General features: G+C 67.1%; 13 protein-coding genes, 1 tRNA gene and 1 pseudogene. 12 read left to right on the forward strand and 3 right to left on the reverse strand.

Annotation, left to right across the window (positions count from 1 at the left end; all coding sequences use genetic code 11):
- Positions 1–448: 448 nt before the first annotated feature.
- The 3 genes and pseudogenes from HMPREF2883_RS14055 to HMPREF2883_RS04760 all read left to right on the forward strand — a co-directional run.
- Positions 449–613: pseudogene (locus tag HMPREF2883_RS14055) on the forward strand (homocysteine S-methyltransferase family protein); the annotation flags it as partial.
- Between the two features lie 84 nt (positions 614–697).
- Entirely contained in the window at positions 698–1216 is a 519-nt protein-coding gene (locus HMPREF2883_RS04755; RefSeq protein ID WP_070659232.1) for a PadR family transcriptional regulator, read from the forward strand.
- Positions 1206–1841 (forward strand): GyrI-like domain-containing protein, encoded by a 636-nt coding sequence (locus HMPREF2883_RS04760; protein ID WP_070659234.1) that lies wholly within the window; start codon positions 1206–1208, stop codon positions 1839–1841. Before HMPREF2883_RS04755 ends, HMPREF2883_RS04760 begins: the two co-directional genes overlap by 11 nt.
- Here the strand turns inward: HMPREF2883_RS04760 and HMPREF2883_RS04765 are convergent.
- Positions 1838–4528, reverse strand: coding sequence for a DEAD/DEAH box helicase (locus HMPREF2883_RS04765; protein ID WP_070659236.1), 2691 nt, complete (start codon positions 4526–4528; stop codon positions 1838–1840). The two genes, HMPREF2883_RS04760 and HMPREF2883_RS04765, sit on opposite strands and share 4 nt — an antisense overlap.
- Positions 4529–4690: 162 nt before the next feature.
- Between HMPREF2883_RS04765 and HMPREF2883_RS04770 the strand changes: the two genes are divergently transcribed.
- From HMPREF2883_RS04770 to HMPREF2883_RS04800, 7 genes are all read left to right on the forward strand, one after another.
- Entirely contained in the window at positions 4691–6478 is a 1788-nt protein-coding gene (locus HMPREF2883_RS04770) for an oleate hydratase (RefSeq protein ID WP_070659238.1), read from the forward strand.
- Positions 6479–6597: 119 nt separating this feature from the next.
- Positions 6598–7773 (forward strand): DUF4241 domain-containing protein, encoded by a 1176-nt coding sequence (locus tag HMPREF2883_RS04775; protein ID WP_070659241.1) that lies wholly within the window; start codon positions 6598–6600, stop codon positions 7771–7773.
- Positions 7774–7896: 123 nt separating this feature from the next.
- A complete protein-coding gene (locus HMPREF2883_RS04780; RefSeq protein ID WP_070659244.1) occupies positions 7897–9441 on the forward strand; it encodes an alanine/glycine:cation symporter family protein in 1545 nt (514 codons plus the stop codon).
- On the forward strand, positions 9438–10892 hold the full coding sequence (locus HMPREF2883_RS04785; protein ID WP_070659247.1) for an alanine/glycine:cation symporter family protein: 1455 nt from the start codon (positions 9438–9440) through the stop codon (positions 10890–10892). The genes HMPREF2883_RS04780 and HMPREF2883_RS04785 overlap by 4 nt, the downstream gene beginning before the upstream one ends.
- Before the next feature lie 32 nt (positions 10893–10924).
- On the forward strand, positions 10925–12373 hold the full coding sequence (locus HMPREF2883_RS04790) for an alanine/glycine:cation symporter family protein (RefSeq protein WP_256277329.1): 1449 nt from the start codon (positions 10925–10927) through the stop codon (positions 12371–12373).
- Positions 12374–12601: 228 nt separating this feature from the next.
- Positions 12602–14206, forward strand: a complete 1605-nt coding sequence (locus tag HMPREF2883_RS04795) for an alanine/glycine:cation symporter family protein (protein ID WP_070659249.1) — start codon at positions 12602–12604, stop codon at positions 14204–14206.
- Between the two features lie 25 nt (positions 14207–14231).
- The gene (locus HMPREF2883_RS04800; RefSeq protein ID WP_070659251.1) at positions 14232–15056 is read left to right on the forward strand and encodes a fumarylacetoacetate hydrolase family protein; all 825 of its coding nucleotides are present in this window, start codon (positions 14232–14234) and stop codon (positions 15054–15056) included.
- Between the two features lie 139 nt (positions 15057–15195).
- On the opposite strand, the gene HMPREF2883_RS04805 is transcribed toward HMPREF2883_RS04800, so the two are convergent.
- Positions 15196–15747, reverse strand: coding sequence for a hypothetical protein (locus HMPREF2883_RS04805; protein ID WP_256277330.1), 552 nt, complete (start codon positions 15745–15747; stop codon positions 15196–15198).
- Between the two features lie 522 nt (positions 15748–16269).
- On the opposite strand from HMPREF2883_RS04805, the gene gltX reads away from it, so the two are divergent.
- On the forward strand, positions 16270–17886 hold the full coding sequence (gene gltX / locus HMPREF2883_RS04810; protein ID WP_070659254.1) for a glutamate--tRNA ligase: 1617 nt from the start codon (positions 16270–16272) through the stop codon (positions 17884–17886).
- Positions 17887–18028: 142 nt separating this feature from the next.
- Here the strand turns inward: gltX and HMPREF2883_RS04815 are convergent, their stop codons facing one another.
- Positions 18029–18802 carry a serine/arginine repetitive matrix protein 1 gene (locus tag HMPREF2883_RS04815; protein ID WP_256277331.1) on the reverse strand — a complete coding sequence of 258 codons (774 nt, stop codon included), beginning with the start codon at positions 18800–18802 and terminating at the stop codon, positions 18029–18031.
- Positions 18803–19720: 918 nt separating this feature from the next.
- Here HMPREF2883_RS04815 and HMPREF2883_RS04825 point away from each other — a divergent pair.
- Positions 19721–19792, forward strand: a tRNA-Gln gene (locus HMPREF2883_RS04825).
- The last annotated feature ends 51 nt before the right edge of the window (positions 19793–19843 follow it).

Here is a 19843-nt window from a genome sequence, read left to right on the forward strand (position 1 = left end):
ACCCGTGGTCAGTAGATCCCGACCCTCGTGGAGTGACTCGGGCCGACTCAAGGCGGAGCTGGCGTCGAACCCTGACCACCGGGCCCCTGCGCAGGCAGCGGTCAGGGGACGGTGGAGGAGGACCTGTGGCGGAGGTGCCGGGCTCTGCCACCAAGAACCCCGGACTCGCTCCTGCGCGGCCCGGTGTCCACAGCGCTGACATGAACGTGTCCGGCGTCAATGTTCCCAGCGGGGATCGTTGGAATACTGCGGTTTTTCCTCGGCGTGTAGCGCCGATGCGCCTGTGATGTCAGCACCACGGACACCGACCCCCCGTCATGCCTCGCCTTGAGGCCACCCTCACCTCCGGGACCACCAGCACGCCCCGGGCTCCCGCCCGAGCGAGCGTCTCAGAAGTCATGACGCCCACATGTCTCAGAAGTGAGGAGACAGCACAGCCGGCGATCTCTACGACCCGGTGACCAAGACCTGGCATTCCACTGGCGAGGGGGCTGGGGCTGGAATCCCGGCGCTGGCGCCCTCCTGGATCGACGCCGGGGCGCGGCTCGTCGGCGGCTGCTGCCGCACCCGTCCGACCCAGATCCGCCAGCTCGCCCACGCGGTCCGTCCGTAGCCGCGCAGCCCTCCGACCTCGCCGCTCCGGTGAATCAGTCCGAGGCCGACTTGCATGCCGTTACTCTAGTGCTAGAGTAACGGCATGTCATCGGACGCCGACATCGTTCTCCTCTCGCTCCTTGCTGAGCAGCCGCGCCATGGCTACGACCTTGATCGAGTCATCGAGCAGCGCGGCTACCGCCAGTGGACCTCCTTGGCCTTCTCCTCCGTCTACTACCTCCTCAAGCGCCTGTCGGAGCGGGGGCTCCTCGAGCCCGACGAGGGATCTCAGGGACGGCGCACCGTCTTCCGCGTCACCGAGGCCGGGCGCCGCGAGCTGAGACAGGCCGCCAGTGAACGTGTCCTCGCCCCGGCTCCGCCTTCCGCCGGAGTGCTCCCGGCGCTCAACGCCTATGGCCGGCTCGACGATCCTGCGCTCGCGGCCCTCCTCGCACAGCGCGCCGAGGCGCTCCTCGGCAGGCTCGATGAGCTGCGCGCCCTGCGCGCCCAGGTCGACGAGGAGCACGCCCTGGCCATCTTCGACTACGAGATCCTGCGCCAGGAAGCGGATCTCGCCTGGACCCGATCCCTTCTGAAGAAAGCAGACAGTGATGAGGACTGACATCAAGAAGGACCGCAAGGACCTGTACCTGCCGGGAAAGGCCGACTTCACGGAGGTGGACGTGCCGGCCATGACCTACCTGGCCATCGACGGCCACGGCGACCCCAACACCTCACCGGCCTACGCCACCGCGATCCAGGCGCTCTACGCCGGCGCCTACGCGATCCGTGCCGTACTGAAGAAACGAACCGGCGACGACTTCGTCGTCGGGCCCCTGGAAGGACTGTGGACGAGCGCCGACAATGCGGCCTTCGTCGCCGGTGACAAGGGGGAGTGGGACTGGACCATGATGATCCCCCTGCCCGAGGCGGTCTCCTCGCAGGACATCGCCGAGGGGCTGGCACAGGCCGCGCGCAAGAAGCCCGAGCTGCCCATCTCCGCCCTCAAGGAGCTCCCCCTGAGCGAGGGCAGGTCGCTGCAGATCCTCCACGTGGGCACCTACGACGACGAGGCCCCCACCCTGGCGCGCCTGCACGACGAGGTCATGCCGCGCCTCGGGCTTACCTGGAACGGGCCCCACCACGAGATCTATCTCAGCGACCCCAGGCGCGTGGCGCCGGAGAGGATGAAGACCGTCCTGCGCCAGCCGGTCAGGCCCGTCGTGGAAGCCAACGAGGCGGGCTAACCCTGCTGCGGGCCCACGGACAGCAGGTGGACGACCGCGCGCCCCTCCCGGTCGCACTCGGCCAGATCCACCAGGGCCGTCAGACGCCAGTCGTGATCGCCGTCGGGGTCCTCCAGGACCTGCGTGGCCAGCCACACCTGCCTGCCAGAGGCATCCAGGGCCTCACGCAGGCGCTCACTGACCCCGGCTGTCGCCAGGGCCGTCTCATCGGGGTCCTCGTCGAGAGGCGCCAGCGAGATCGCCCGAGCCGAGGTGTCCGTGCCGATCCAGTCGTACTCGTCCCAGTAACGGCCCAGCACCTCGTCCCAGCGGTCCTCGCCCCAGCCGGAGGAGGCATCCAGACGGCCCAGGGCCTCGACGTCGTCGCGCGCCATGAGCTCCACGCGCCGGAACATCTCCCGGCGCACCGCCACCCGGAAGGCGTGGCGGTTGCGAGTGAAGGCCACCGTCCCGTCCTCGTCCGCGCCGAAGGCCCGCTCCACCCCGGCCGAGTCGTCCGCGCCGGGACGGTTGCCCTCCAGCAGGCCGGCGGCCTCGCCGGCCTTGCCGGCCTGGGCCTGGCCGAGCGCCTCCCACTCATCGAGCAGGGAGGAGTCGACGGCGCGCACGAGCGCCCCCAGCCAGTCGATGAGCTCGACGACCTCGGGAGTGCGGTGCTCCTCGGGCACGACCTGGCGCAGCGCCCGGTATGCGTCGGTCAGGTAGCGCAGCACCACGCCCTCGCTGCGGCCCAGCTCGTAGCGGGAGATGAGGTCGGAGAAGGTCATCGCGTTCTCCACCATCTCGCGCACCACCGACTTCGGGGCCAGCTCGTGCTCAGCGATCCACGGGTTGGCCTGCTTGTACATCTCCAGGGCGGGGGAGAGCAGCTCGGCCAGCGGCTGGGGCCAGGTGACTTCCTCCAGGGCGGCCATGCGCTCCTCGTAGTCCATGCCCTCGGCCTTCATCGCGGCGATCGCCTCGCCGCGGGCGGCGCGCTGCTGGGCGTAGAGCAGCGGGCGCGGATCGTCCAGGGTGGCCTCGACGACGCTGACGACGTCGACCGTGTGCTCCGGGGCCTCCACGTTCAGCAGGTCCATGGCCGCCAGGGCGAAGGGCGCCAGGGGCTGGTTGAGGGCGAAGTCGGCCGGCAGGTCCACGGCCAGGCGCAGCCGGGGGCGCCCGTCGGCGGCGGCCTGGGCGCTGGAGACGTGCGTCAGGACGCCCGCCGTGCGCAGCGACAGGTAGATCTCCAGGGCGCGGCGCACGTGTCGGCGCCGCTGGGCCTCGGGCTCGTGGGCGCGCTCCAGCAGGCCCGCCATCGCCGCCACCGGGTCGCCGGCTCGCTCCATGAGGTTGAGCACCATGGTGGTGGTGACCTGGAACTGGCTGGTCAGTGTCTCCGGGGCCGCGTCGCGCAGCCGCTCGAAGGTCTTGTCCGTCCAGTTGACGCGCCCCTCGGGGGCCTTCTTACGCACGATCTTGCGGCGCTTGCGCTCGTCGTCGCCGGCCTTGGCCAGCGCCTTGGCGTTCTCAATGACGTGCTCGGGGGCCTGGACGAGGACGTAGCCGCGGGTGTCGAAGCCGGCGCGCCCCGCCCGCCCGGCGATCTGGTGGAACTCGCGGGCGGTGAGGTGACGCTCCTTGGAACCGTCGAACTTCACCAGGGAGGTCATGACCACCGAGCGGATCGGCACGTTGATCCCCACCCCGAGCGTGTCCGTGCCGCAGATGACGGACAGCAGTCCCTCACGGGCCAGACGCTCCACCAGCCGCCGGTAGCGCGGCAGCATGCCCGCGTGGTGCACGCCGATCCCGGCGCGCAGCAGCCGCGAGAGCGTGGCCCCGAAACCGCTCCCGAAGCGGAAGTCACCGAGTGCCTTCGCCACCTCGGCCTTACGGGACTTGGGCACCAGGTCCACGCTCAGCAGGGAGGTCGCCCGCTCCACCGCCTCCTTCTGGGAGAAGTGGACGACGTAGACCGGCGCCTTGTCCTGCCCCACCAGGCGCTGAAGCAGCTCACCGATCGGCTCGACGACGTACTCCATCTCCAACGGCACCGGCCGCACGGCGTCGTCGACGACGGCGACCTCGCGGCCCGTGCGCTTGCGCAGGTCCCGCACGAAGAAGGAGACGTCGCCCAGCGTGGCCGACAGCAGCACCATCTGCGCCTGGGGCAGCTCCAGGAGGGGCACCTGCCAGGCCCAGCCGCGCTGCGGGTCGGCGTAGTAGTGGAACTCGTCCATGATGACGCAGTCCACGTCCATGTCCTCGCCCTCGCGCAGGGACTGGTTGGCCAGGATCTCCGCGGTGCAGCAGATGATCGGGGCGGCGGCGTTGATGGAGGTGTCCCCGGTGACCATGCCGACGTTATCCGCCCCGAACAGGCGCACCAGCTCGAAGAACTTCTCACTGACCAGGGCCTTGAGGGGGGCCGTGTAGTAGGAGCGGCCACCGCGGGCCAGGGAGGCGGTGTGGGCGGCCAGCGCGATCATCGACTTGCCCGAGCCGGTCGGGGTGGCGGCAATGACGTGGCGATCCTCCAGAATCTCTGAGAGCGCCTCATCCTGGTGCGGGTAGAGGGGACGGCCGGTCGCCTCCGCCCAGCTTGAGAAGGCCAGATAGACCTCCTCGGGCTCGGGGACGCGCTCGGGATCGTCAGCCGGGATGAGGGCGTCTAGCATCGCATTCAGTGCAGGGGCCGTCATGGCGACATGCTCTCATGGAGATGGCGCGACGGTGGGGCAAGACCTCAGGAGGCAGGCATACAGTGTGAGTGCCCCGCACCGCACCGCACCGGCCGACCGTCGCCGCGCCGGCGTTCACGGACATATCAACAAGTGACATCCGGCTGCTCCCAGGAGGAGACCATGACGCGAACCGTGCCCACCTACCAGCGGACCTACCCCGTCTCACCGGACGGGAACCCGTTCGTCCATAACGACCTCGGCCTCTACACCCAGAACCACCCTGTTCCGCCGGCCGATATTGCCGAGCGCAGGGCCTACCTCGTGGGCTCGGGCATCGGTGCCCTGCTGGCCGCGGCCTTCCTCATCCGTGACGGGCGCATGCCGGGGTGCAACATCACCGTCCTGGAACAGCTCGCCGTCCCCGGCGGCTCATTCGACGGCGCCGGGGACACCGACAAGGGCTTCATCGCTCGCGGGGGCAGGGAGATGGGCCAGCACTTCGAGTGTTTCTGGGACATCATGCGTGAGATCCCGGCACTGGAGATGCCCGAGCCCTACACCGTCCTTGACGAGTTCCGCACGGTTAACGAGAACGACCCCAACATCGACCCGTGCCGGGTGATCCACCACTGCGGGCGTCGTCGGGACACCTACAAGATGGGGCTGAACAAGAAGGGCCAGCGTGCAGTCATCAAGCTGCTGATGGCCAAGGAGGAGGCGACCTACGGCAAGACCATTGAGGACTGGTTCGACGCCGATTTCCTCGCCTCGAACTTCTACACGCTGTTCAAGACCATGTTCGCCTTCCAGCAGTACGAGTCCCTCACCGAGATGAAGCGGTACATGCACCGCTTCCTTCAGTACTTCCCCGGGTTCTCCGATCTGTCCTGTCTGCGCTTCTCGCGTTACAACCAGTTCGAGTCCTTCGTCCTGCCGCTGACCCGTTGGCTGAAGGACAAGGGTGTGGTCTTCCAGTACGACACCTGTGTCGACGACCTGGAGATGATCATCACCTCCGGGCGCAAGGTGGTCACCGGTATTCGTTTCCATCGAACCGACGGGCAGGAGGGAACCATCGACGTCGCCGAGAAGGATCTGGTCCTGGCCACCATCGGCTCGTGCACCGAGTCCACCGGCTACGGCGATATGGACACCGTTCCTCCCTTCCTCACCGACCGGCCCGGAGGCGCCTGGACACTGTGGCGCAACCTCGCGAAGAAGTCAGCGGTCTTCGGCCGCCCTGACGTGTTCTGCTCCGACCCCCACAAGACCGTGTGGGAATCCGCCTCCTTCAGCTTCATGGGGGCTGACCACCCCTTCCTGAAGAAGATCCATGAGCTCACCGGCAACGATCCCCTGTCGGGCCGCACGGTCACCGGAGGCATCATCACCGCGGAGGACTCAGGCTGGTGCCTGTCACTGACCATGAATCGTCAGCCCCAGTTCCGGGCTCAACCGAAGGACTGGGGCGTGGCCTGGGCCTACGGTCTCTATCCGCACGCTCTGGGGAACTGCGTGCGTAAGCCGATGATCGAGTGCACCGGTGAGGAGGTCCTGAAGGAGTACTGCTACCACTTCGGCCTGATCGGTCAGTTCGAGGAGATCAAGAGGCGCACCAAGGTTCGCCTGGCGACGATGCCCTACATCACCTCCTTCTTCATGCCTCGACGTGCTGGGGACAGGCCCGAGGTGATTCCGGATGGCTGCGTCAATCTCGGCCTTCTCGGGCAGTTCGTTGAGACGCCCGATGACTGCGTCTTCACGACCGAGGGATCGGCACGCACAGCGATGATGGCCGTCTACGGGCTGCTCGACCTCGACCGAGACGTTCCTCCGATCTGGCCCGCCCAGTACGACGTCCGTGCACTGCTGGCGGCTGCGAAAACGATGAATGACGGCAGGCTCCCCGGCGAGAAGGCCCTGAACCGCTTCCTGCGAGGCACGTACTACGAGGACATCCTTCCCTGACCGGGGCCGGGCGGGGGCGGCTCGGCAAGACGGCGGTCAAGGGCTCGCTGTGAAGGGGGCGCGGTCGGCCTGTGGCATGCTGGGCACCTACCGTCCGTCCAGTCTGCCGTAGGAGAACGATGGACCCCCGTACCCGCATCGAGGCCTTCCTCGCCGACTACGCCGCTGCCCACGCCGAGGTCAAGCCGCTGTTCGACAAGTGGAAAGAGGAGGATCCGTTCCCCACGTGGTTTGCGAAGACGGCAGCACTCCGAGCTACTCATCAGCTGGAGAGATCGCTCAAGGGAGACATCGCTGGTTTCTCTGAACCGGCAGCCTTCAGCCCGGAAGCCGTCACGATTGAACGTATCGATGTCTACGGTACGAGCGCTATGGCAAGGCTGGCTCGAAGCCGGCGCGCCATGGGGGACCCCATTATCGAAATGATGCTGGTTCGCGTCGGCGGCGACTGGCGGATCGACACCATTGACGACTACCGCGAGGAGCCGGGCTCCCCACTGGTGGATAAGGACGTGCTCGAGGCCTGGAAGGCCGCCGCTGACAAGACGAGTCCCATGGAGGCCCAGCACAAGGAGGACATGCCCGACCCCGCGGCCGTGTTCTCCGCCTCCTGGGCCTGCGAGGCGCTCAGTGAGGAGTTCATTGAGGAGGGCATGGAGTGGCAGGAAGGAGACGGCGACTGGGACGACCCGGAGGTCTTCGCCCCTTTGCTCGCCAAAGCCATTGAGCAGGCGCGTCGTAATGCTGAGGTCGGGCCGGTCAAGATTCAGGAGATCGGTCAGTTCCCGCACGGCAGCTACCTGGCGGTGGGAGACCCCTTCGGAAGTATGTGCCTGTGCGCCCTCAGGATCGAACCCGGTGTGGCGCGGGCTCAGGCCCTGCTCACCACGCTGGGTGGGGAACGGAGTGTGGCCGCGCTGCGCGTCATCCTCGCGGACCGCGAGCCGGTGCAGTGGAAGCACGCGATCATCATGAACAGACGTGTGTACTCAACGGATGTGCATCCGTGGCATGAGCTGGACACCAGGTCGGGTAACGGAGCCATCGCCGACGCCGACGCCTACTTCGGCATGACCCACCGGCAGTACTCCCGAGTATGGAGACAGATGCAACGGGCCTTCCTCATGGATCCGGGGTCGGGGCCCATCGGTGCCTCGACCTCGGCCGGCCGGCATCCCGGCGCCGCTCAGGCCTACTGGGGCCTGGATGAGGACGGCCGGCCCGTCCAGCTGGTGCTCGACCACCAGGAGTTCTGGGCGCCCGCCGACCCGCCCGAGGCCACGACCGGGGCCTGAACCGTGCGGCGTCGGCCCGCGCCCGCATCCTGAGGAACGACCGCACTATGTCCCGGACGGCGATTCATGAGAGCATGCGGGCCGTCCCCACCTGTCGCGACACCGTGAAAGGCTGAATCTCCCATGGATGCCCTCGCCGCTCAGCTCGCGGCGGTCTCGGACTGGATCACGCTCCACATCACCATGTGGGTGCTTGTCGGTACCGGGATCCTACTGACCGTCCGCACCGGCTTCGTGCAGCTCCGCCGCCTGCCGGACATGTTCCGCCAGGTGGCCGGGTCGCGTTCCGGGGCTCAAGGAGGCATCTCCTCCTTCCAGGCCTTCACGATCTCCCTGGCCGCCCGCGTGGGCATCGGCAATGTCTTCGGAGTGGCCGCCGCCCTCATCCTGGGAGGCCCCGGTGCGATCTTCTGGATGTGGGTGGTCGCCCTGGTCGGCATGGCCACGGCCTTCTTCGAGGCGACCCTGGCCCAGATGTTCAAGGTCCGCCACACCGACGGCTCCTTCCGTGGCGGGCCCGCTTACTACATGGCGCGCGGGATGCGCAGCCGGCCCCTGGGTGTCGTCTTCGCAGGACTGACGATCTTCACCTGCGGCTTCTCCATCATCATGGTCCAGTCCAACGCCGTCGCCGGGGTCATCGGCCCGGACTCCCCGCTGCACCTGCCCCCGAGCGCCGCCGCCGCGGTGCTGGTGGGGCTGGCCGCCCTCGTCATCCTGGGCGGAGTGCGCCGGGTCGCTCGCGTCACCGAGTGGATGGCGCCCATCATGGCGTTGGTCTATGTCGTGATGGCCGTTGTCATCGTCGCCCTCCACATCACCCAGCTCTGGGGGCTTGTGGTCACGATCGTCTCCTCGGCCTTCGGCCCGACACCCTTCGCCGGAGGGATGACCGGGGGCATCATCGCCGCCCTGACCAACGGGACCCGCCGCGGCCTGTTCTCCAACGAGGCCGGGCAGGGCACCGCCCCCTTCGCCGCCGCCACCGCCACCGTTGCCCACCCCGTCCAGCAAGGGCTCATTCAGTCCCTCGGCGTGTTCGTCGACACCATCATTGTGTGCACCGCGACCGCCTTCATCATCCTGGTCTCCGGGGTCTACAGCCCCGTTCTCGTCGAGGCGGGCAAACTCACCACCGATGCCGCGGCAACCTTGACCTCCGACGCCGTCGCCGCCACCCTCGGCGGCTGGACGGCCATCCCCATGGCCATCGTCATCTTCGTTCTGGCCTTCTCCTCCATCATCGCCGCGGCCACCTACTCAGAGGTCTCCATGACCTTCATCTCCGAGCGGCCCGAGTGGCGCTGGCTGCCCCGACTCGTCTCAGTGGTCTCTACCGGGCTGGGGGCCCTCGCCTCTCTGACCGTCGTGTGGAACACCGTCGACATCACCATGGCCGTCATGACCCTGACCAACCTGGTCGCCCTCATCTGGCTCGCCCGCTGGGGCGTGGGGGCGCTCAGGGACTGGGACGCTCAGCGTTCGGCAGGACGAGTCGCCCCCCTGTTCAACGGTGTGGGCAACCCCTACCTGCCCGGTGACCTCCCCGGTGACGTCTGGGCCGGTGAGCGGGCCAGCCTGGCCGAGGCGGACAGCACCGCCGACGACGTTCCCGCAGCGACCCCAGCCAGCAGCCAGCCCGCCGCCTCGACAGGAGCAGACGCATGAACCTCGCCAGCATCGAGAACCTGCTCAACTCCGTCGACAACTTCTTCTACACCTATCTTCTTGCCGCCCTGCTCATCCTGGTCGGCATCTACCTGACCGCCCGCTCCCACCTGGTTCAGCTGCGCCACTTCGGCACCATGGTCAACTCGCTGTCCGGGTCCCGCTCCAGTGCGCAGGGCGGTATCTCCTCCTTCCAGGCCTTCGCCGTGGGACTGGCCGCGCGCGTCGGCATCGGGAACATCGCCGGAGTCGCCCTGGCCATTGTGGCCGGCGGTCCCGGAGCCCTGTTCTGGATGTGGGTCGTCGCCCTCATCGGCATGGCCACCAGCTTCGTGGAGTCCACGCTCGCCCAGATCTTCAAGGAGCGCGGCCGGGACTTCACCTTCCGCGGGGGCCCGGCCTACTACATCAAGAACGGTCTGGGATCGGCCCTGTGGGGCAAGATCTTCGCCGCCATGTGCATCGTCTCGGTCGGCGTGACAGTGGTCATGGTGCAGACGAACTCGCTGGCCGAGGTCATCACCGCCACCGTCCCCAGCGTCTCGGGCTGGATGGTCGGAGTCTTCCTCGTCCTGCTCACCGCTCCCGTGGTCCTGGGCGGGGTTCGGCTCGTGGCCCGTATCGCGGAGTGGCTGGCCCCCCTTATGGCGCTGGCCTACGTGCTCATGGCCGTGGTGGTCATCATCCTCAACATCGGTAGGCTCCCCGAGGTCCTGGGGAGCGTCCTTGAAGGGGCCTTCGGCCTCAACCAGGCCCTGTTCGGCACCGCCGGAGGAATCCTCGCGGCACTGCTCAACGGCGTGCGTCGCGGGCTGTTCTCCAACGAGGCCGGGCTCGGAACCGTCCCCAATGCCGCTGGCACCGCGACCGTCGCCCACCCCGTGCGCCAGGGCCTCATCCAGTCCTTCGGCGTCTTCGTCGACACGATCCTGGTGTGCACGGCCACCGGCCTGCTCATCCTGCTGACCACCAAGGCCTACCACCCCGGCGACGGCTCCCTGGTCGGAGCGATCCTCACCCAGCAGGCGGTTGCCGAGCACCTGGGCGCCTGGACCATCTGGCCCATGGTGGTACTCATCTTCGTCCTGGTCTTCTCTACGGTGCTGGGCTGCTACTCCTACGCGCAGGTCAACGTCAACTTCCTGGGCGGAGAACGCCGGGCCGAGCAGATTTTCGGGATCGTCCTGACCGCCGCGGCCTTCGGCGGCACCGTCCTGACCCTGCCCGTCGTCTGGGCCCTGTCCGACATCGCCCTGGGGCTCCTGGGCGTGCTCAACCTCGTCGTCATCGTCCGTCTGGCCCCCTGGGTCATCGGAGCACTGCGCGACTTCGAGTCCCAGCGCGCCCGGGGCATCACCGAGCCCGCCTTCGTGGGGCACGGCAACTCCCTCCTGCCCGGAGACGTGGTCCCCGGGATCTGGGAGCCCGACGACGTGGCGAAGCGGGGCTGATCGTCATGTCACCTCTGGGGCGCATCTCATGGATGGATCAGGTCGACGCCGCCCTGACCTCCGTCTCCGACATGCTCTACTCCTGGGGCCTCATGTGGCTCCTCATCGGAGCGGGCATCTTCTTCACCGTGAGAACCGGGGCTGTCCAGCTGCGGCACAGCGACGCGATCGCCGCCTCAGTGGTCGGCTCACGCGACGGCAGCCACGGCGGCATCACCTCCTTCCAGGCCTTCGCCGTCGGACTGGCCTGTCGGGTGGGGACCGGCAACATCGTCGGGGTCGCGCTGGCGCTCATCCTGGGCGGGCCCGGAGCCGTGCTGTGGATGTGGCTTGTGGCGATCCTGGGAACCGCCACCGCCTTCAGCGAGGCCACACTCGCCCAGCTGTTCAAGATGCGTCGTCTTGACGGCACCTTCCGCGGTGGCCCCGCCTACTACATCTCGCGAGGGCTGGGGCTGCCGATCCTGGGCGGGGTGTTCGCCGTCGTCTTCCTCATCGCCAACGGCCTGGTCATGCCCATGGTGCAGGCCAACGCCATCACCGTCGCCCTTCATAGAGCCGGGGGCCTCTCGCCGAGCCTGGGAGCCGTCCTCGTTGTGGCCCTGACCGCCCCGGTCCTCCTGGGAGGCCTGCGCGCCATGGCCCGTGTGGCCGAGTACCTGGCCCCGTTCATGGCGCTGGCCTACCTCGTGCTGGTGCTGGCCATCCTCCTGACCCACCCCGCCCAGGCCTTTGAGGCGCTGTGCTCCATCATCGAGGGCGCCTTCGGCCTACGCCAGGGACTGGGCGGCGTGGCCGGCGGGCTGACCGCCGCGCTGCTCAACGGCGTGCGCCGCGGCCTGTTCTCCAATGAGGCTGGGCTCGGAGGGGCCGCCTGCGCCGCGGGCTCGGCCACCGTGAGTCACCCCGTGCAGCAGGGCTTCATTCAGGCCTTCGGGGTCGTGGTGGACACCCTGTTCGTCTGCACGGCGACGGCGCTGGCGATCCTGGTCGCCGGCCCGGAGGTCCTCCACCCCGGGGTGAGTGCCAAGGAGAGCGCGGGAACCCTCACCCAGGACGCCATCGCCCACCTCGTGGGGGAGTGGAGCCGCTGGCCCATGGCGCTGCTCATCGTCGTCCTGGCCTACACCACCATCATCGGGGCCTTCTCCTACGCCCAGGTCTGCCTCGACTACCTCACCGACCGTCCCGGGATCTCGCGCGCGCTCCAGATCGGCGCCGTCATCTGCGCCGGCGTCGGCAGCGTGCAGCAGCTGACCACCGTGTGGACCCTGGCGGACGTACTCCTGGGGCTGGGCGCCATCATCAACCTCGTGGCGCTGGTGCTTCTGAGCCGGTGGGTCGTCGGTGCGCTCAGGGACTGGGAGGCCAGGCGGGGCATGTCGACGTCGGAGGGCGGCCAACCGGTCTTCCGCGGGGACTCCCAGTACCTTCCAGCGTCCCTGCCGGAAGGTGCATGGGAGTACTCGACCGGCCGATAGATCGGCGCTCCCGTGGGACTGCTGCCACTCCGCTTCGTGTGGCAGCAGTGCCACGGGGCCGTCACCGGATCGAAACACTGTATCCGTAGCCTTCGCGAATACGGTGCCAGCCCCTCCCGAAGGAGGGAGACGTGGACGGGACGTGTATTCCGGTACGGACCGTTCCCGTGCTGGTTCGCGCCTCTTGTCCGCCCGCGCCGTCATCCCACCCCCTACGGAGGTTCTCACGTGCAACCGGTTCTGGCTTCCTTGACCAGTGCGACATCCAGTGCAGACAACAGCTGGGTCGCCTCCTTGGAGCGCTTCTTCGACGGTGGCGCCAAGATCCTCGATGATGCCGCCGGGTACCTGTTCCTCTACCTGCTCGCCTGGCTGCTCGTGCTGGGTGGCCTGTACTTCACTGTGCGGACCGGATTCGTGCAGCTGCGGCTCTTCCCCTACATGGTGCGGGCCATCACCTCCTCCCGTGACAGCAAGGAGGGCGGGATCTCCTCCTTCCAGGCCTTCGCCGTCGGGCTGGCCTCCCGTGTGGGCACCGGCAACATCGTGGGCGTGGCCATCGCCATCACCATGGGCGGCCCCGGCGCCGTGTTCTGGATGTGGATCGTGGCGCTGGTGGGCATGGCCACCGGATTCATCGAGGCCACCCTCGCCCAGCTCTACAAGGTCACCCACCCCGACGGCACCTTCCGCGGGGGCCCGGCCTACTACATCCAGCGCGGCCTGGGGTCCAAGCCCGCGGCTAAGGTCTTCGCCGTCGTCATCACCTTCGTCTTCGGCTTCGCCTACGAGGCCACCCAGGCCAACACGATCGCAGCCACGATGAAGAAAACCTTCAGCATCGAGCCGTGGATGACCGCTGTCGCTCTGGTCGTCATCACCACGCCGATCATCTTCAAGGGCATCAAGTCGGTCGCTGTCGTCTCGGAGTGGCTCGTGCCGATCATGACGGTGGTCTACGCCCTCATCGCCGTGGCCATCCTGGTGCTGCACATCGGCGCGATCCCGGGTGCGATCCTCTCCATCTTCGAGGGCGCCTTTGGAATCAACGCGGCCTTCGCCGGTGTTGCCGGGGGATTCGCCGCCGCACTTCTCCACGGCACCCGCCGAGGCCTGTTCTCCAACGAGGCTGGTGAGGGCTCAGTCCCCAACATCGCGGCCACCGCCACCGTGGCCCACCCCGTGCAGCAGGGATTCGTGCAGTCCCTGGGCGTCTTCGTCGACACCATCGTGGTGTGCACGGTCACCGCCCTCATCGTCCTGCTCTCCGGGGTCTACACCCCGGCAGGCCCCAGCGTTTCCAAAGAGGCAGCCAAAGCGGCTGCGGACGCCGCCAATACCCTGACTTCGGCATCGGTCACCAACGTGCTCGGCGGCTGGGCGCAGTACCTCATGGCCGTCATCATCTTCGTCTTCGCCTACTCCTCGCTCCTGGGCAACTACACCTACGCCCAGGTCAACATGGACTACCTCCAGGGCAAGCAGCACAAGCACTACGCCCTGCGGACCATGATCATCGTGGCCACCGCCGTCGGCTCCCTGTCCACCCTCACCTTCGTGTGGAACCTCTCCGACCTCGTCATGGGAGCGATGACCGTCATCAACATGGTCTCCATCCTCGCCCTGGGAGGCTGGGCCTTCGGCGCCCTGCGCGACTGGGAGGCCCAGCGCCGCGCCGTCGAGGCCGGTGAGAAGGACGAGATCCGTTTCATCGCCACCGACAACCCCTACCTGCCCGGCACGCTCCCCGGAGACGTCTGGGCCGCCGACGGCGCTGCCCACGCCGCCATCACGGAGCGTCGCGCCGCGCTCGAGGAGGCCTCGGGCAGCTGAGCCCAACAGCGCTAGGCTGAGGCCCATGAAGATCGCGCGCTTCTCCACCGGTGACGAGCCCCGCTACGGCATTGTTCAGGGCATGCCCGAGGAACAGACCGCCTCGGGCGAGTCCGAGGGGCACCTCCTGGTCCTCAAGGGAGACCCTCTCTACTCCCTGCCCGAGGCCACCGGGGAAGTCGTCGAGCTGCGTGAGGCCCGGCTCCTGTCGCCGGTCATCCCGCGCTCCAAGGTCGTGGGGATCGGGAAGAACTACGCGGGCCACATCACCGAGATGGGGGAGGACGAGCCACCGCGCGACCCGGTCGTCTTCCTCAAGCCCAACACCTCCGTCATCGGCCCGGATGCTCCCATCGTCCTACCCTCCTGGAGCGACGAGATCCACTACGAGGCCGAGCTCGCCATCGTCCTCAAGACCCTCGCCAAGGACGTTCCCGTGGACCACGCCGACGACGTCATCCTGGGCTACACGGTCGCCAACGACGTCTCGGCCCGAGACCGCCAGCGCGCCGAGCCGCAGTGGGTGCGGGCCAAGGCCTTCGACACCTCCTGCCCCCTGGGGCCGTGGATTGAGGTTCCCGAGCCCGGCCGCGAGCCGCTCTTCTCGCCTGGCGACGCGATGGTGCGCGCCCGGGTCGACGGCCGCCTCGTCCAGGAGGGGCGGACCACGGACATGATCCGCACGATTCCCGAGCTGGTCGCCTACGTATCGACGATCTTCACCCTCCTGCCCGGCGACGTCATTCTCACTGGAACGCCGGCGGGAGTCGGCGAGATCCGCGCCGGTCAGCGCGTCGAGGTCGAGGTCGAGGGCATCGGCTTCTTCTCCAACCCGGTGGTCCGTCGCTGAGGCAATGTGACTGGTGCTGAGGAGCTGGAGTCCTCGCCCCGATGACGATGGGTGGGGTTCTCGAGGCATGCCCCGGGAACCCCACCCATACCCGGTGAGTACCGGTGTTGCATCGGCTCAAGGGGAGCCGAGGGCCCGATCAGGTGTCCTTGGGAGAGCTTCCCGAGCCCTTCTCGTCGCTCTTCTTGTCGTCGCTCTTGGAGTCCTTGCCCGCGCCATCGCCGGATGTGCCCTCATCCATGTCGGCCGGGCCTGGGTCGGTGACGGTCGTGTCCTTCATGAGATCGTCAAGAACAGCGGTGGAGTACTTGTCCTTGGGGCAGATGAGAGTTGCGGTGAGCATGGTCGGCCTCTTGATGGTCGAGAATGCTCTGATGAACTCAGTGGCTTGGTATTCCTTGCCGTCCTTGCCGGTGTAGGTCCAGTCCAGCCTCTTGGTCTCAATAGCGTTTCCAGAGGCGTCTTTGACGGAGGTCGAATCATCCTGTGCGGGTTTGAAGCTCACATGGGTGACACCCTGAGAGAACTTCTGCTGCTCGTTCGCCGCGTATGTTTCTGTGTCCTCGCGGTCAGTGGAGAGCTGTCCGTTGAGGAGGTTCTGCATCGTCACGAACTGGCAGCCGTCGTCGCTGACCAGCTCATTGACTCCTCCGGTATCGCGCTTCGTGTTAGTCCAGCCCGGTGCTGACACGATGATGTGCCAGCCGGCTGCACCTCCATTGACCTCTGTGCCCTCTGTGCTGGAGGAGTCGGAGGGCTTTCCCGACGGCTCCGTGCCCTTGCCCGACTTTTCAGCGGATGATGACGCACTGCTGGAGGCGCTGGGGTGCGCGGGGCCGGACTCGTCCTGGCACGCAGCGAGAGCCGGGACGGCCAGAGCGAGGCTGAGCCCCGCGACAAGGGGGAGTCTGAGAGCCGATCGGCGGCGGTTGGCGGAACGTGCCAAGGGATGCAGGGACGGGGACATGAGGCCTCCAAGGAACGATGAGTCGAGAGTCTTCCCGAACGGGCTGGGGATGTCAGCACTTCTGGTGGAAGTCACGAGGACTTCCTGGCGGCGACATCATGTTCTCATGGGTGGCATGTTAATTCGTCTATGTGCGCAGTGCGATGGGGTGAGATCCCCATCTCTCGGAATGGTGGGGAACCCCCTTCAGGGGGTTACCCACCCTGTTCCCTGAGCGGCACTTGAGGGGGCTATCCTGGCCCTATCATGCCTGAACTCAGTGATCACTCATCCGCTGTCCGTCCTGAGCCCGCAGCCGCCTCCGGTATCCCGGAGCAGGGCTCATCGTCCGTGCGCGTGCGTTTCTGCCCCTCACCCACGGGAACCCCTCACGTGGGCATGGTGCGCACCTGCCTGTTCAACTGGGCCTACGCCCGCCATACCGGTGGCACCTTCGTCTTCCGGATCGAGGACACCGACGCCGCCCGTGACTCCGAGGAGTCCTTCGACGCCATCCTGGACTCCCTGACGTGGTTGGGCCTGGACTGGGACGAGGGTGTGGGTAAGGGCGGCCCTCATGAGCCCTACCGCCAGTCCCAGCGCATGGACCTGTACAAGGAGGTGGCCGCCGAGCTGCTGGCGGCCGGCTACCTGTACGAGTCCTTCTCCACCCCCGAGGAGATCGAGGCCCGTCACCGTGAGCGCGGCGAGGACCCCAAGCTCGGTTACGACGGCTTCGACCGCGATCTGACCCAGGAGCAGAAGGACGCCTTCCGCGCCGAGGGGCGCCTGCCCGTCCTGCGGATGCGGATGCCGGAGGAGGACATCACCTTCACCGATCTGGTCCGCGGCCCGATCACCTTCAAGGCCGGTAGTGTGCCGGACTACGTCGTCGTGCGCGCAGGCGGTGAGCCCCTCTACACCCTGGTCAACCCCGTTGACGACGCCGCGATGGGCATCACCCATGTTCTGCGCGGTGAGGACCTGCTGTCCTCCACTCCGCGGCAGGTGGTCCTCTACCGGGCCCTCATGGACATCGGTCGGGCTCAGGTCATTCCCGAGTTCGGTCACCTGCCCTACGTCATGGGGGAGGGTAATCGGAAGCTGTCCAAGCGAGACCCGCAGTCCAACCTCCTCATCCACCGCTACCGCGGCATGATCCCCGAGGGCCTCCTCAACTACCTGGCCCTCTTGGGGTGGTCGCTGAGCGCGGACCGCGACGTCTTCTCCGCCGCCGAGATGATCGAGGCCTTCGACGTCCATGACGTCAACCCCAACCCGGCCCGCTTCGACCCCAAGAAGTGCGAGGCCATCAATGCCGAGCAGGTGCGTGCGCTGGGAGAGACCGACTTCCGGAACCGGCTGGTGCCCTACCTCGCCGACGCCTACCCCGACCCGACCGGAGAGACCGCTCAGGTGCCACTGGTCTCAGCGGACTCCTTCGACAAGCTCACTGCTCGGGAGCAGGAGATCCTCAACGAGGCTGCCCCTCTCATCCAGACGCGGATCCAGCTGCTGCGCGAGAGCCGCGACATGCTCGGCTTCCTCTTCGTGTCCGACGACGATCTCGTCGTTGACGACAAGGCCCTGGCCAAGCTCAAGGCCTCGGCCGGAGACGTGCTGGAGGCGGGCATCAGCGCCCTGGAGGGGCTCAGCCCTGAGCAGTGGGACAAGGACCATCTGGAGGAGACCCTCAAGACCGCCATCGTCGAGGGGCGGGGCATGCCCGACGGCGAGGGGATCAAACCGCGTCTGGCCTACGGCCCGTTGCGTGTCGCGGTGACCGGGCGACAGGTCTCTCCGCCCCTGTTCGAGTCCATGGAGATCCTCGGAAGCAGCTCCACCCTGGACAGGCTGAAGGCTCTTCGGGCCCGGCTCGGGTGAGGTGACTGCACGATGAACTGAGCCGGTGGGGCCGGGACGCGGCGCTGAGTGCGGGCGTCCCGACCCCACCGGCTCAGTGAGTGCAAAGCCGAGTACAGGGCCGCACCAGCCGTCCCGCTCTTCTGCGGGCCGTGCTGGCCGATTACATGGCTCCGGCGTCGATTCCCTGGAGCCGGATGCCTCCCAGAATCGTGTGCCACTGATCCAGCCCGATGAGGGAGCCCTGGGGGCACAGCAGCATGACCTCGACAGCGAACCCCTTCTCTCCCACTCGCCTGTCGAAGCGATATCCATCCATGGGCGTGTTGGGTGCGTCCGAGAAGTTGACGGTCACGGAGAAGGTCTCCTCATAGCCCGGCAAGGTCCCGCTGTCGTCCCGGACGGCGTCCACCGGGTTTGGACCCTGTGTCGTCTGATAATCGGAGAAGATCGTCTGCTGACTCTTGAGAGCCGCCTTGGACTGAATGTCGTCCCCGACTCCTCGGAGGTTGTAGTACCTCTCCTCGGCGGTCGTGGAAATATAGCCGAAGCAGGCGGGGTTGGCGTTGACCGTGTATCCGTCAATAGTCCCGTTAGGGCCGGCCGAGTCCTTCTTGATGCGCTCGTCGTCGTGCGTCCAGACCGACGAGTCCTCATTGGAGACCGTGACACTCGGTGCCGTCCATGTCGTTGCCGAGGGGGAGGGTGTTGACGCTGAGGCGGTCGGGCTCGGTGACTTGGAGGGTGCGGGCGAGCTGGATTCGCTGGCCTCGGTGGAGGCGCCGGCGGGCTCGACGCTCAGCTGCCCCTTGTGGGCGGGGCCGCAGGCGCTCAGCGCCAGGCTGGCTGCGAGGCACATTCCCAGGGCGAGGCGACGAGTCCTGGAGGGGGTGCGGGCGAGGAGTATCTGGCGATGGTGCTGTGCTGAATGAGGCAATGCGGCTCTCCTGGTGGTGAGGAAGGAGGAGGGAAGGTGCTGTGACTCGGTACCGGGACTCATTTATCCCATGGCCCCAGCATCGAGTCCTGCCACTCGTGTCGAGAACAAGAACTGGTGCCATGTATCGGCGGAGGCGAGTTTGTCTGGGGTGCACTCGAGAAAGAGCTGTGGTTCGACATCGTCTCCTGCACCTCGGTGGAGGAGGAGAGGTTGTCTCCACCCCTTCTTCCTTCGTCGTGAATTGTTTGGTTTGCTTTGTAGAAGATAATGGCTAGACAGCCTCCTGCGTCGAAGTCGTAGGCCTGGCTGATTTCTGATGATGTCGCGACCGGTCGTTCGAGTATGTCGTCCTGCCGGTGCCACGTGCCGGTGGTGTCGTTGGAGATTGTGACGTTCGGGGCCGTCCAGGCTGTTGCGGAAGATGTTGCCGATGGTGTCGGGGTTGGTGCCGTGGACGGCGTGTCCGAGCTGGAGGGGCCGGCCGTGGTGGAGGCGCCGGCGGGCTCGACGGTCAGCTGCCTCTTGCGGGTGGGGCCGCAGGCGCTGAGGGGGAGGGCTGCGATCAGGGCCAGTCCAGGAGTGAGGAGGCGAGTGCTGCAGGGGCCGTGACCTACACGGTGACGGTGTCGCATGCGGGTGGGCATATTGCCTCTCAGGAGGGTGGGGGTGAGTAGGAACTAGATGGGAGTGTAGGGGATGCCTCTGGAGCCCCGCTCGGTTGTGGGCGTTCAGAAAGGGGTGTGATGCCGGTTGCCGGGGTCTTGTGAGGCCGTGATCGGGAGAATGAAGGGGGGAGGCGCCTGAGGCTCCTGCTGTGTGTCGGTCTTCACCTCCTGGCGATTTGATGGGGTGGGGATGGGCGTGTAGATTACTGCCCGCTGCCTCGGACGTGATCCGTTCCGGGGTGAGGCCCTTTGGGGTATGGTGTAATTGGCAACACGACTGATTCTGGTTCAGTTATTCTAGGTTCGAGTCCTGGTACCCCAGCGGATCTGACGATCTGTAGCCCCCATCGTTTAGTGGCCTAGGACACCGCCC

This window comes from Actinomyces sp. HMSC075C01 (assembly GCF_001812965.1).
Lineage (GTDB): Bacteria > Actinomycetota > Actinomycetes > Actinomycetales > Actinomycetaceae > Actinomyces > Actinomyces acetigenes.

What these genes read in the sequence shown, in the direction of transcription:
- HMPREF2883_RS04765 (WP_070659236.1), bottom strand. Translation starts at nt 4,528, where the DNA reads ATGACGGCCCCTGCACTGAATGCGATGCTAGACGCCCTCATCCCGGCT.
- gltX (WP_070659254.1), top strand. Translation starts at nt 16,270, where the DNA reads ATGCCTGAACTCAGTGATCACTCATCCGCTGTCCGTCCTGAGCCCGCA.
- HMPREF2883_RS04775 (WP_070659241.1), top strand. Translation starts at nt 6,598, where the DNA reads ATGGACCCCCGTACCCGCATCGAGGCCTTCCTCGCCGACTACGCCGCT.
- HMPREF2883_RS04785 (WP_070659247.1), top strand. Translation starts at nt 9,438, where the DNA reads ATGAACCTCGCCAGCATCGAGAACCTGCTCAACTCCGTCGACAACTTC.
- HMPREF2883_RS04790 (WP_256277329.1), top strand. Translation starts at nt 10,925, where the DNA reads ATGGATCAGGTCGACGCCGCCCTGACCTCCGTCTCCGACATGCTCTAC.
- HMPREF2883_RS04780 (WP_070659244.1), top strand. Translation starts at nt 7,897, where the DNA reads ATGGATGCCCTCGCCGCTCAGCTCGCGGCGGTCTCGGACTGGATCACG.
- HMPREF2883_RS04800 (WP_070659251.1), top strand. Translation starts at nt 14,232, where the DNA reads ATGAAGATCGCGCGCTTCTCCACCGGTGACGAGCCCCGCTACGGCATT.
- HMPREF2883_RS04760 (WP_070659234.1), top strand. Translation starts at nt 1,206, where the DNA reads ATGAGGACTGACATCAAGAAGGACCGCAAGGACCTGTACCTGCCGGGA.
- HMPREF2883_RS04755 (WP_070659232.1), top strand. Translation starts at nt 698, where the DNA reads ATGTCATCGGACGCCGACATCGTTCTCCTCTCGCTCCTTGCTGAGCAG.
- HMPREF2883_RS04770 (WP_070659238.1), top strand. Translation starts at nt 4,691, where the DNA reads ATGACGCGAACCGTGCCCACCTACCAGCGGACCTACCCCGTCTCACCG.